Consider the following 12,752-nt stretch of genomic DNA (forward strand, 5'->3'; position numbering starts at 1 on the left):
AGCGGCCTCACCGTGATCAGCCGGCGGACCTCAGGGGGCGGAAGAACTCCCGCAGTTCCCTTGCCACCTGCTCGGGCTCCTCGTGCGCCATGAAGTGGCCCCCGCGCCGGGGGACGCTCCAGTGGCGCAGGTCGGCGAAGATGCGCTCGGCGAGACTCCTGGGGAAGTTCGCGAACGCCGGCTCATGGCTCAGCGTGACGGCGGCGGGCACGCCGATCGTGGGAACCGGCCGGTTGTTGGCGTAGTCGTAGTACTGCCTGAAGGACGAGCCGATGGTGCCGGTCGCCCAGTAGAGGGTCGCCACCGTCAGGATCGTGTCCTTGTCCCAGCTCTTCTCCAGGTCGCCGTCGCAGTCACTCCAGTCGCGGTACTTGTCGACGATCCAGGCCACCAGACCGGCGGGAGAGTCCATGAGGGCCGCGGCGATCGTGTCGGGCCTGGTGCACATGATCTCGCTGTAGCCCTGGTCGGTGACGTCGTAGGCGTCGAGCGCGTCGAGGAACGTCCGCTCCTCCGGGGTCGCCGGGTTCTCCCCGAAGTTGCTCGTCACCACCGCGGAGGTGATGTGGACGCCGGCGACCTCCCCCGGGTGGAGGGCGCCGAGCCACTGCGTCACTCCTCCCCCGATGTCGCCCCCGAAGGCGCCGAAGCGCCGGTAGCCGAGGGTCTCCGTCATGAGCGTGTGCCAGGTCCGCGCGACGCCCCTGCGGGTGAAGAGATCGCGCGGCAGGTCGGAGAACAGGAAGCCGGGCAAGGAGGGGACGACCACGTCGAACGCGTCCGCGGGATCGCCGCCGTGGGCGGCGGGATCGGCCAGCAGCCGCGTGACGCGCAGCATCTCCACGAAGCTGCTCGGCCAGCCGTGTGTCAGCACCAGCGGCAGCGGCTCAGGCGCGCCTTCCACGCGCTCCGCGCGGACGTGCACGAAGTGCACCCGCCGGCCGTCGACGTCGGCGACGTAGTGGGGAAAGGCGTTGAGCGCCGCCTCGGCCGCGTGCCAGTCGAAGCCGTCGGCCCAGTACGTGACGAGCTCGCGCAGGTAGCCGGGGTCGACGCCGGCGGCCCAGTAGGCGGAGTCGGAGGCGGTCGTGTACAGGGTGCGGGCCAGGCGGGCGCGCAGATCGGTCAGGATGTCATCGGAAACGGTGATCTGAAAAGGCTTGACTGCCATGGTTCCTTCGTTCAGAAGTGCTCGACATGGGCACTCCTGGGCGCGGCTCAGACCGACGAAACTCCCAGGAGGGCCCGGACAGGACGAGATATCGTCATCGGGCTCACCTCCTCGTATCGCATGACGGGCCGACTATACCGCGATACAGCCGGGCCTGCGTGATCAGATCAGAACCGGGGGCCGAGGAACATCCCGCCTGTGGCGTCGATGAGGTTGCCGGTGATCCACCTGGCGTCGTCCGAGGCGAGGAAGGCGACGACGTCGGCGATGTCGGCGGGCTCCCCCACCCTGCCGAGCGCGGCCCCCGCGGCGGTGGCCTCCTCCATGCCCTGCGTGGCGAACAGCCATGCGGTCATGTCGGTCCTGGTCGGGCCGGGGGCGACGGTGTTCACGGTGATGCCGCGGTCGCCGACCGCGTTGGCCAGCGTGCGGCTCATGACGTTGATGGCGCCCTTGGTCATCGAGTAGGCCAGCTCGTGAGCGAGCGCGATCCGCGTGTCGGCGGAGGAGATGTTGACGATCCTGCCGCCGTCGCGCATGAGCGGAAGCGCGCGCTGGATGATGAAGAACGGCGCCTTCACGTTGACCGCGAAGACCCTGTCGAACGACTCGGGCGTGGTGTCCTCGATGGAGCCACCGCCGATCGCCGCGTTGTTCACCAGGATGTCGAGGCCCTGGCCGTCGAGCGCGCCGAACAGCGCGTCGACGTCGCCCTCGGTGCCGAGCTCGGCGCGGACGGCGGCCGCCCTGCCGCCGCGCGTCCGGATGGCCTCGACGGTCTCCTTGGCGGCGGCGTCGTTGGAGGCGTAGTGGACGATCACCGTCGCGCCCTCGGCGGCCAGCCGCTCGGCGACGGCCCGGCCGATCCCGCGGGAGGAACCGGTCACGAGGGCGGTCTTGCCGTTCAGCTTCTGCATGTCGATCTCCTTGTTCGTCGGTGATCGGTACTGTGGCCGGTGCCACGCACCGGCCACGCACCGATCGATCACGAGCGCGAACGCGGAGCTGACGGCACTACACGACGACGAGGTCGATCTCGAGCAGATCTGCGACGGCCCGCAGGTCCTCGACACGGTGCCCGGTCCCCAGCGCCCAGTGGTGCGAGATCCCCGTCGCGCTCCAGGCGTCGGTCCATTCGCCGGGGTCACGGCCGAAGTCCACCCTTGAGGTCGTGTTGCCGATCTTCAGGTGCGGACCGTCCACCGTCGTGCCCTCGGCGGCGACGAACCCGAACCGCCCGTCGCGCCGCTGGAGCAGGCCGAAGGCGGTCACGGGGCCGTGCGTGACGTCGAACTCCACCGACACGCCCCAGCCGCGCTTGCCGTGGTAGACGCCGAGGCCGCGCAGCAGGGGCCGCCGCGAGCTGATCGCCAGGTTCGCGGGGCCGTCATGGCCCATCTCGACGTGGCCGCGCAGGAAGTCCAGCGCCTGCAGCTCGGTGAACGAGCCTCCGGCGCCCATCCTGTCCATGATCAGCATGGCCAGCGAGGTGCGCAGCTCATACTCGCCTGCAGCGGGCACGCCGCGCGCGGTCAGCAGGGAGGCGCCCAGGATCATCCCCGCGCCCAGCCGCTCGTGGATCTCGCCCTCCAGCCCGCGGTGGTAGTAGGCGAGACTGTCCAGCCCGAAGTCGGACACCAGGCGGTCCAGCCCGATCGAGACCCGCGCGGCCCAGTCGAAGTCCTCGTCCGCGATGGAGGCGTCCACGTCGAAGAGCTCCGCGACCTCGCGTCTCCTGTCCGCCGCCTCGCCGTCGGTGACCTTGTCCACGCGCACTCTCAGGTCGTCGAACTCGAGCACCTCCACGTGCCCTCCGAAGTTGGCGGGCACCAGCGTCAGGTCGGTCGAGACGTCCAGCATGCCGGGGTAGAGGTGCCCCATCAGCCCGTGCCTGCCGTGCCGGAGCGCGGCGCGCACCCCCGCCGCCCTCACCCAGCGCTCGATACGCGCCCATGCCCGCTCGTCCTCCAGGTAGCCCGACACCGAGCGGAACGGGATGCCCGCGCGGATGAAGGTGTTGGCCATCTCGGGCAGCGGGCAGGCGCCGCAGTAGGCCAGCCACTGACCCGTGTCGAAGGTGTCGTGGTCCATCGCCTCGGTGGGCTGCAGGTTGATCAGCAGGACGGGCGCGCCGCTGCGCTGGGCCACGGGAAGCAGCATGGTGGCGGTCATGTACGTGGTGAGGAAGCCCACGATCAGGTCGCATCCGGCCGCGCGCAGCCGCTCGGCGGCGGCGGCGCCCTCCTGCGCGTCGGAGATGAACCCGACGTCGACGACCTCGCAGCCGAACCCGTTCATCCGTTCGGCGACACGCGCGGCCGAACGCTTCAGCTGGGGCAGCAGGTCGGGGAACTGGGGCCAGTAGGCGCCCAGGCCGCCCGCGACGAGTCCGATTCTCATGCTGGTTCCTCCAGGGGATGGGCGGTGCGGAGGGTGACCGGCCCGAACAGGCCGGTCACCCGCTGACCGGGGAAGACGAAGTGGGTCGGACTGACGGCGTCGAGGTAGGGCGCGAGGGTGCCGAGCACCAGGATCTCGATCCTGTTCTCTCCGCGGGTCAGGCTCAGGTCGAAGGTGTACGGCGCGCAGATCCGCACGCCGGCGGCCACGCCGTCGACGGTGACCTCGGCGGTGCCCCGTACCCCGCCGAGGTCGAGGACGGCGGGCGTGGGCGAGGTCGAGCGGACGGTGGTCGTGTAGCGGACGCCGCCGCTGTAGTCCGCCAGGCCGTACGACTCCCACGCGCCGAGCGTCATCCGGCCAGGACCGCAGTCGAACCTGACCGGTCCCGCCAGCGCGCCGCCGCCCTCGAAGCCCGGCCGGGCGGCGACGCGGAGCTCGGCGCTGCGCGCCGAGCCGTCCAGAGCTGCGGGCAGGTCCTTCTCCACGCCGTCGACGAGGATCCGCGCGGGCCCGTGGGTGTCGGCGTCGACCCGGACGGCGCCGGGCGGGATGTCCACGACGAACCGCTCCTCCCTGGGCCTGCGGCTCCCCGGAGCGGCGAAGACGGCGGGCAGGGCGGTGTCCCGCCCGTCGATCCAGCCCGCTCCGGGGAGCGGGTGCTGCCGGGGGCGCAGGTGCAGGGCGGCGGGGTCGCCGTGCTGGCGCCGCCGTACCAGCGGGCCTTCGCCGCCGCCGGGTCCGGTCCAGCCGGGGCCAGAGACGGCCAGGCCGTCGGCCAGGACCGCGCCCGCGCACTCCAGCCGGATCGTGTTCGGTCCTGGGCGCAGCAGCGGGCGCAGGTCGTAGCGGCGCACCCTGGGGATGTCGGCCTCGGCGTAGGGGTCGAACCCGCCCTGGCGGCCGGCCTCCCGCCCGTTGACCAGGACCAGGCACGGCGCGGTGGAGGCGACCTGAAGGACGCCTCCCGCGGCCTCTCCCGTGGACTCCACGACGGTCTCCAGGACCGGCCCCACGATCCATTCGGGCCTGCGCACGCGGGCGGGATCGGCGGTGACGGACACGTGCGCGCGCAGGCCGAGGTCCTCGTCAGGGACTAGCCGCACTTCCAGCAGACGCTCGCCGCCCGCAGGGGGAAGCGGGCCGACCGCGAGGTGGCCGGCGTCGTCGAGCGGCAGCTCCACTCCGTCCAGCCAGACGGTCTTCGCCGCCGCCGCGCCCACGACCAGCCAGACGTCCCGTGCCGCGGGCGGCACGGCGAGCAGGGTGCGGAACCAGCCGCTCTGCCCTGCCGCCACCCGGCCGAAGTCGATGAACTCCTCGGGCACGTGCCCCTTGGGCCCGAGGGTGTCGCGGTGGATGGGGTCCTTGCGCAGCCCCCTGGACTCCGACCAGATCGACGGCCGCCAGTCGAGCCCTGAGCCGTCGCCGGTCCGCTGCTCGCCGTGCGGGCCGAACGTCGCGTGCACGGGCTCGCCCTCGGGGGTCGTGAGCGTCCAGCGCTCGACCGTGGCCGACGTGGCGAAGTCGCCCCATGTGTCGTCCATGGTCGGCACGAGCTCGACCGCCCAGTCGCCGCCGAGATCCACCTCGTGCGGGTACGGCTCGCGCGGCGGCGCGACCGGCAGGTCCTCGCCGGTGAACAGCAGCATCGCCGCGGGCCCCTCGTCGAAGGGGACGACCACCTCCACGGCGCCGTCCACGGTCGTGTACGGCAGCGCGCGCGGCTCTCCTCCGAACGGGCCGGCCAGCAGCGGGGTCCCGCTCACCCCGCGGACCTTGACCCTCGTCCGGTCGCGATAGCGGCGGGGGTCGAAGTCGATCGTGGCGTCCAGCCAGCCGAGCTCGACGCCCCGTTCCTCCGGCCGCCCCACCGCGATTCTGCTCGCCCTGGGGAACGCTGCGGTCAGGAAGACGAGCGTGACCCCGTCCACCTCGCGCACCAGGGGCGGCACCTCGGCCTCCACCTGGGGTTCGAACCCGGCGAGTGCCGCGCCGAGCTCGTCCTCGGACGCCACGAACCGCGCCCGTCCCTTCTGCGCGGGGCGGGCGGCGGGATCCTCGGAGAATCGGGCGCGGAGAACCGGGGAGCGGGGCAGGGCGCCCACCGCGACCAGCAGCCCTCCGCCGTCGACGAAGGCGGCCAGTCGTCCGGCGGTTTGCTCGTCCAGCTCCGTGACCGCGGGCAGGATGACGACGCGGTAGGCCTCGCCGGACACGGCCAGCCGCCCGTCCTCGGCCACGGCCCGCTCGACCGAGTCCTCGTCGATGACGTCGGCGTCCAGGCACAGCCGGTCCAGCACCCCTGGCACGGTCCCGAACCACGCCATGTCCCCGACCAGCCGCCGGTACACGCGCTGGGCGCGCACGGCCGCGTCCTGCCGCTCCCCCGCCGAGCCGCCGGGCAGCGGCGTGCCCGCCTGCGCGGTCGTCGTGGGGAACAGGACCGCGATGTCGCACACGTGCCGTCCGAGCGAGAGCGCCGCGCACATGCGGGTGACCGCGTCGGCGAAGACCCGGTGGTGCCTCCAGTACGGCTGCCGCCAGTCGGTCGAGGGCGGCGCCCACTCCCACCACCCGGCCTTCGTCGTGTAGTAGACCGCGTGCGGGTTGTAGAGGTTCGCGCCCGCCCGCAGCCAGGGAAGCAGCCAGTCGAGGGTCTCCTCGAGGGTGCCGCCCCAGCCGCTGGAGTGGAACGCCTCGATCCAGGTGCGCGGCCTGCCGTACAGGTGGGCGAGGGAGGAGTGCAGCCGGGCGTCGCCGTGATGGTCGGAGCCCGGCGCGCTGAACCACCGATGCGTGCGCGTGTAGTCGGCGTACAGCTCGACCCCCTCGACGGGGTGGCCCGCCCTGGCGGGGTCCTGCTGGTCGCACCCGTTGAGGAGCCCGTGCTTGGCGTGCCACTCGGCAAGCGGCCTGAAGAACGCCTCCTCGGCCAGCTCCGCCCTGGTCCGGTGGTAGGCGTGCCAGTCGGGGTCCTCCAGGCGGAACTCCTGGCCCCTGCGGGCGCGGAACTCCGCGGCGAAGGCGCCCGACCAGGTGGGCATCGACGGCAGCTCGTCCTGGAAGGATCCGACGATCACGCGGCCGAACCAGTGGCCGAGCCGCCGCTCGAACTCGCCGTGGACACGGTCCAGCAGCACCTCGCATGCCGTACGGGACAGGTAGTCGAAGCCGCGCGTGGTCACCGTGCCGTCGGCGGCCAGCCACTGACCGGCGAACTCGGGGTGCTCCTGCACCAGGCGGGCCTGCAGGTCCGCGCCCGAGAAGCCGAGCTGGTCGTAGAACCACAGGAAGGCGCCCAGCTCCAGGGCGTCCTCGCAGACGCCGTCGAACAGCTCCCACCACTCCTCGGACAGGAACGGCGGGTCGTCGGCGTCGGCGCCGAACAGCGGGCCCGAGGGGGCGAGGTTGAGCACGACCAGGTGGTGCACCCCGCCGTCGACCAGGCGCCGCATCTGCCAGCGCAGCCGGTCGCGGCGCAGGGGCTCGCCGCTCCACCACCAGATCGCGGCCGGCGAATGGCTGCGCGGCGGCTCCCTGAGCACGTCGAAGAGGTTCATCCCTTGAGTCCCGAGGAGAAGCCCTTGATCACGTAGCGCTGGAGCGCGAGGAACACCAGCACGATCGGCAGCGCGCCCATGACCAGTCCCGCGAAGACGAGGCCGTAGTCGGAGACGTACTGCCCGACGAAGGCGAACACGCTGACGGGGACGGTCTCGAAGCCGGAGCCGCCGAGGTAGAGCAGCGGGGTGAAGAAGTCGTTCCAGATGAAGACCGCGTTGAGGATCAGCACCGTTCCTGTGATCGGCCGCAGCAGCGGGAAGACCACCCTGGTGAACGCGGTCAGGTGCGAGGCGCCGTCGATCTGGGCGGCGCTGGCGTACTCGCGGGGCAGGGCGCGGATGAACCCGGTGTAGAGGAACACCGTGAACGGCAACTGGATGCCGGTGTAGAAGAGGATCATCCCGGCGTGGGTGCCGATCAACCCGAGGTCGGTGACCAGCCGGTACAGCGGGATCATGCCGAGCTGGAACGGCAGCACGATGCCCAGGAGGAACAGGACGTAGAGCCCGTAGCCCAGGCGGCTCTTCGCCCTGGCCAGGAAGTAGGCGGCGAACGAGCCGAGCCCGATGAGCGCGACCAGGCTGACCACGGTGATCACCGTGCTGTTCACCAGCGAGGAGCCGAGCGCGGCGGCCGACCAGGCCTTGGCGAAGTTCGCGGCGGTCGGCGGGTCGGGCAGGGCCAGCGGGCTCCGTGAGAGCTGCGACGGGTCCTTGAGCGACAGCGTGACCAGGGCGTAGACGGGGAAGAGGAACGCCACGGCGGCGGCGATCATCACGATCTCGAGCAGGAAGGTCCTCCTCACTGGGCCACCTCCCTGGAGCGCAGGTAGGAGATCTGGACGAGGGAGACGGCGGCCACGAACAGGGCGAGCACCAGCGCGATCGCCGTGCTGTAGCCGAACTTCCCGAACACGAACGCCTGCTTGTACAGCACGGTCGACAGGGTCTCGGTGGCGTAGCCAGGCCCGCCGTTGGTCGCGGCGAAGACCTGGTCGAACAGCTTGAGCCCGCCGATGGTCGAGAGCATCAGGTTGATCGTCAGCGCGGGCGCGAGCAGCGGCCAGGTCACGTACCTGAAGCGCTGCAGCGTGCCCGCGCCGTCGATCATGGCCGCCTCGTGCAGCTCGGCGGGAATGCCCTCCAGCCCGGCCAGGAAGATGACCATGGAGTAGCCGGCGTACTGCCACACGACCATGCCCGCGATCGACCACAGCGCGACCGCGGGGTCGCCGAGCCAGTCGACCTCCAGGCCGAGCAGGCCGTTGAGCCCCGCCGACGGGTCGGGGTTGTAGACGTACTTCCACAGGAACGCGACCATGACGGGGCTGACGACGACGGGCGCGAAGAAGATCACTCGGAGCAGCGTCCTGCTCTTCAGCCTGGCGTGCACGCCGAGGGCGAGGAGCAGGCCGACGCCGTTCTGCACCATCACGATCGCGAGCGTGAGCAGCAGCGTGTTGCCGAGCGAGCCCATGGCCTGCTCGTCGTCCAGGATCGCCTGGAAGTTGGCCAGGCCGACGAAGGACATGCCCTCGCCGATGCCGCTCCAGTCGGTGAAGGCGTAGACCACGCCTGCGGCGCTCGGGTAGAGCACGACGACGGCGTAGACCAGCAGCGCGGGCGCGGCGAACAGCCAGGAGGGGGAGAGTGCGGAGAATCGCTTGATCACTTCTGGTATGCCTCGTCCATCTTCTTCAGCGCCTCGTCGATCGTCGCCTTGCCGGCGAGCAGTTCCTGGACGACCGCGAAGTGGACCGGCTGCACCTCGGCGTTGGGCCAGCGCTGGTCCATGAAGGGCACCGCCCTGTCCTTGGTGAACGGCAGGAAGGACCGCACCGCGGGGTCGATCGTCGAGCCGCCGTCCTGGGTGAGCGGGATGGCCGAGATCGCCTTGGCCCAGCGGTTGATGCTGTCCTGCCTGCCGAGGAAGTCGACGAACGCCTTGGCCTCCTCGACGTTCTTCCCCTTGGCCCCCGCCCCGAGGCCGACCACGACTCCGGCGGGGATCCACACCTGGTCGGCGCTGTCGGCGCCGGGCACGGGGAACATGGACAGGTCGTCGGGGCTGGAGGTCGCCTTGCGGAAGTCGGGCAGGACGGCCGAGACCTGGATCGCCATGCCCGCCTTACCCGATGCCACCATCGAGATCTGCTGCTCGAAGGTGGTGCCGTTCGGCTTGTCGTTGAAGAACCCGCGCTCGCTCAGCTCCATGTACATCTCCATGGCCGCGCGCCAGCCCGACTCGGCGAACGTGGTCTGCCCGGCGAGCTGCTTGTCGTCGAAGGAGGGGTCCTTGGCGTACACGGTCGAGGGCACCAGCGCGTAGGTGATGAGCTGCGTGACCCACGGCGTCTGGGCGCCGAGCGCGATCGGCGCGACTCCCGACTTCTTGAGCTTGTCGCAGAGCGTCAGGAACTCGGTCCAGGTGGTGGGGGGCGCGTCGACGCCGGCCTTCTCGAAGACCTTCTTGTTGTAGATCGCCCCGATGACCGAGGAGCCGGCCGAGAACATCATGGTCTTGCCCTCGACCTGGAGGGCGGGTTTGAAGCCGGTGGGGATCGTGGCGGTCCACGCCTGGGCGGACAGGTCGGCCAGCAGCCCCGCCCCCGCGATCTGCGACATCGACATGGCGCTGCCGTTGCCCGGATACACGACGTGCAGGTCGGGGGCGTTGCCCGCGCCGAGCTGGGTGCGCAGCGAGGTCTGCACCTGGTCGGTCGGCGCGTACGACGCGGTGAGCCGTACCCCCGGCTTCACCTTCTGGTAGGCCGCGACCAGCTCGTCCATCGGCGCCTTCTGGTCGGCCACTCCCACGAACTTCAGGTCGACCGCGGCGGCGGCTCCTGTGGCGGAGGTGCTCTGCGGTTTGGTCGAGCACGCGGTCGCCGCGGCCGCCACCGCGAGGCCGCCCATCATGCGGAAGAACTGGCCGCGGCTCATCCTGGCGTGACGCAGATCGGTCATGAGTCTTCTCCTCGGACTGATGCGAAGTGGTGGTCCCCCGAGGTCACCCGATGGACCCGGCCATCGGGCAGGTGCACGGTCGCCGAGGCGCCGGGCGGGACGGTCACCGACAGGCGGAAGTCCTCGTCGGCGCGCTCCCATGAGACGGCGATCCGCCCCCGCGCGGATTCGTAGGAGGCCCGCGCCCAGCTCAGGTCTCCCGGGAGTGGCCTGATCACCAGCTCCCGGTAGGCCACCGAGTCGGGGGCCTGGGCGATCCCGGCGACGCCGGTGTACAGCCACTCCCCGACAGAGCCGAACGCGTAGTGGTTGAAGGAGTTCATGGACGGCGCCCCCTCGCCGTCCCAGCGCTCCCACACCGTCGTGGCGCCGTTGCGCACCTGGTGGAGCCAGGACGGCGGGTCGGTACGGCGGAGCAGCGCGTGCGCGAGGTCCGGGCGGCCGGTGGCCGACAGGACGGGGCAGAGCAGGTTCACGCCGAGGAATCCGGCCTGTGGGCCGTTCTCCTCCACCAGTTCGGCCAGCCGTTCCGCGGCCCTGCGGGCGAGCGCGGCGGGCAGCAGGTCGAAGGCGAGCGCGAGCAGGTAGCCGGTCTGGGTGTCGCCCATGACCGCTCCCCGCGGGTCTACGAACGTTTTAATAAAGGCCGTGCGGATGTCGGATGCGAGGCTGTGGAATCTGTCGGCCTCGCCGTACCTGCCCCGCACCTGTGCCGCCCTGGCGGTCAGGTACGCGCTTCGGTGGAAGAAGGCGGTGGCCACCACCTCGCGCGGGGTCGCGGGGCCGGGGGCGAGCCAGTCGGCGTAGTGCGGTCCCGTCTTCTCCCGCCAGATCAGGCCGGGATTGTGTCGCAGCACGAAGTCGACCCACGCGGCCATCGAGTCGACGTCGAGAAACCTCGCGTCGCCGTACACGGTGTAGAGGTGCCACGGCACCAGCACGCCCGCGTCGGCCCAGCCGGGGGCGCCCTCCTCGGCGACCCCGGTCAGCCGGGGCGCCACGTTGGGGAAACCGCCTTCGGGCGACTGCGCGTCACGTACGTCCCGCAGCCACTTGGCGAAGAAGGCGGCCACGTCGGCGTTGAGGCAGGCGGTCGGCAGGAACACCTGCGCGTCGGCCATCCAGCCGAGCCGCTCGTCGCGTTGAGGGCAGTCGGTCGGGACGCTGACGAAGTTGCCGCGCTGGCCCCACTCGATGTTGCGGTGCAGCCGGTTGATCTCCGGGTCCGAGCACTCGAACGTGCCCGTCCACCGGGTGTCGCTGTGCAGGACCACCGCCTTCACCTCACCGAGGCGCTCCACCCCGGAGATCTCGGCATAGCGGAAGCCGTGGTAGGTGAAGCGCGGCTCGAACGAGGCCGCCGTGCTCGCCGTGACCAGCATGTCCGTGGCGTCGGCCGTGCGCAGGTTCGCGGTGTGCAGCCGGCCGTCGTTCTCCAGCTTCTCGCCGTGCCTGACGACGACGCGGGTCCCCGGCTCCTGGGCCGGTACGGCGAGGCGGACCCGCCCCGCGAGGTTCTGCCCGAAGTCGACCAGGTGGGTAAGGGGCCCGGTCCTGGTGACCGACACCGGCGCCAGCTCGCGCAGCACCCTGACCGGCTCGTCCGCCGACGGCACGAGCAGGTGGTGGTCGGCGCCCGTCACCACGACGGGGCGCCACGCCGAGTCGTCGAAGCCGGGCAGGTCCCAGCCGGGTGTGGCCGCCCGCAGGTCGTGGCACTCGCCCTTGAGCAGGTCGCCGTGCCGGACGTGGCCATGGGCGGTGCGCCAGCTCCCGTCGGTCATCACGACCCGCGTCGAGCCGTCGGCGAGCGTGAGGTGCAGTTCGGCGATGAGCTCGGGGAAGCGGCCGTAGTGGTAGCCGGGCTGTCGCGGGTCGAACCCGGCGAAGCCGCTCCACCACCCGTCGGCGACGGTCACCGCGAGCGCGTTCTCACCCTCGCCGACCAGCGACGTCACGTCGTAGGTCTGGTACTGGAGGCGTTCGCGGTAGTCGGTCCAGCCGGGGGCGAGCTCGGCGTCGCCCACCCGTCTTCCGTTGATCAGCGCGTGGTAGAGGCCCTTGGCGCTGATGTACAGGCGGGCCGTCGTGACGGCGCGGGGAATCTCGAAGCTCCTGCGCAGTTGCGGGCACGGCAGCAGGCCGTGGGCGGCCAGCGCCCGCTCGCCCTCGGTGGGCGGGTCCACATGCTCGACCGCGTGCGGGTCGGGAGCGATCCACGCCGCCGTCCACGCGTCGTTCCCGGTCTCGAACCAGGACTCGGCGGTGCGTGCGGCGCCGGTGCCGTCCCAGAGCGTGACGCTCCACGCGTAGCGGGTGCGGGGCAGGAGCGGGGGTCCGTCGTACGGATGGCAGATGGCGTCCGGATCCTCGATCCGCCCGCTCGACCACACCTCTCCGACGTCGACCCGGTAGGCGATCGGATCGGCGCCCTCCAGCCGCCAGCCCAGCGACGGCCGGCCCGCCACGCCCAGAGGCGTCGTCCGGTGGTCGCAGCGTAGGTCGTGGGGTAATGCGGCGCCCAATGTCGCCTCCGTGTTAAATCTAACTACGGCAGATGTGATTTTGTGATTACGGGGAAGAGTAGGAGCCGCTCCTGCGGGTGTCAAGGGCGCTCATGACGCCGGGAGCGGCGCGATTCTGCGATA

General features: G+C 71.3%; 8 protein-coding genes. All 8 read right to left on the reverse strand.

Annotation, left to right across the window (positions count from 1 at the left end):
• Positions 1-16 precede the first annotated feature (16 nt).
• Positions 17-1,171 (reverse strand): epoxide hydrolase family protein, encoded by a 1,155-nt coding sequence (locus tag ACFSKW_RS49085; protein WP_379581731.1) that lies wholly within the window; start codon positions 1,169-1,171, stop codon positions 17-19.
• 167 nt (positions 1,172-1,338) lie between these two features.
• On the reverse strand, positions 1,339-2,088 hold the full coding sequence (locus ACFSKW_RS49090; RefSeq protein ID WP_379581733.1) for an SDR family oxidoreductase: 750 nt from the start codon (positions 2,086-2,088) through the stop codon (positions 1,339-1,341).
• A gap of 97 nt (positions 2,089-2,185) precedes the next feature.
• Entirely contained in the window at positions 2,186-3,571 is a 1,386-nt protein-coding gene (locus ACFSKW_RS49095; RefSeq protein ID WP_379581735.1) for an arabinose isomerase, read from the reverse strand.
• Complete coding sequence (locus ACFSKW_RS49100) at positions 3,568-7,134, reverse strand: hypothetical protein (RefSeq protein WP_379581737.1); 3,567 nt, start codon at positions 7,132-7,134, stop codon at positions 3,568-3,570. Before ACFSKW_RS49100 ends, ACFSKW_RS49095 begins: the two co-directional genes overlap by 4 nt.
• On the reverse strand, positions 7,131-7,943 hold the full coding sequence (locus tag ACFSKW_RS49105) for a carbohydrate ABC transporter permease (protein ID WP_379581739.1): 813 nt from the start codon (positions 7,941-7,943) through the stop codon (positions 7,131-7,133). Before ACFSKW_RS49105 ends, ACFSKW_RS49100 begins: the two co-directional genes overlap by 4 nt.
• A complete protein-coding gene (locus tag ACFSKW_RS49110; RefSeq protein ID WP_379581741.1) occupies positions 7,940-8,809 on the reverse strand; it encodes a carbohydrate ABC transporter permease in 870 nt (289 codons plus the stop codon). The genes ACFSKW_RS49105 and ACFSKW_RS49110 overlap by 4 nt, the downstream gene beginning before the upstream one ends.
• Positions 8,806-10,104, reverse strand: a complete 1,299-nt coding sequence (locus ACFSKW_RS49115; protein WP_379581743.1) for an extracellular solute-binding protein — start codon at positions 10,102-10,104, stop codon at positions 8,806-8,808. The genes ACFSKW_RS49110 and ACFSKW_RS49115 overlap by 4 nt, the downstream gene beginning before the upstream one ends.
• On the reverse strand, positions 10,101-12,629 hold the full coding sequence (locus tag ACFSKW_RS49120; protein WP_379581745.1) for a glycoside hydrolase family 78 protein: 2,529 nt from the start codon (positions 12,627-12,629) through the stop codon (positions 10,101-10,103). Before ACFSKW_RS49120 ends, ACFSKW_RS49115 begins: the two co-directional genes overlap by 4 nt.
• Positions 12,630-12,752: the final 123 nt, after the last annotated feature.

Origin of the sequence: Nonomuraea mangrovi, assembly GCF_042681425.1 — a bacterium.
GTDB classification, from domain to species: Bacteria; Actinomycetota; Actinomycetes; order Streptosporangiales; family Streptosporangiaceae; genus Nonomuraea; species Nonomuraea mangrovi.

What these genes read in the sequence shown, in the direction of transcription:
- ACFSKW_RS49085 (WP_379581731.1), bottom strand. Translation starts at nt 1,171, where the DNA reads ATGGCAGTCAAGCCTTTTCAGATCACCGTTTCCGATGACATCCTGACC.
- ACFSKW_RS49090 (WP_379581733.1), bottom strand. Translation starts at nt 2,088, where the DNA reads ATGCAGAAGCTGAACGGCAAGACCGCCCTCGTGACCGGTTCCTCCCGC.
- ACFSKW_RS49095 (WP_379581735.1), bottom strand. Translation starts at nt 3,571, where the DNA reads ATGAGAATCGGACTCGTCGCGGGCGGCCTGGGCGCCTACTGGCCCCAG.
- ACFSKW_RS49100 (WP_379581737.1), bottom strand. Translation starts at nt 7,134, where the DNA reads ATGAACCTCTTCGACGTGCTCAGGGAGCCGCCGCGCAGCCATTCGCCG.
- ACFSKW_RS49115 (WP_379581743.1), bottom strand. Translation starts at nt 10,104, where the DNA reads ATGACCGATCTGCGTCACGCCAGGATGAGCCGCGGCCAGTTCTTCCGC.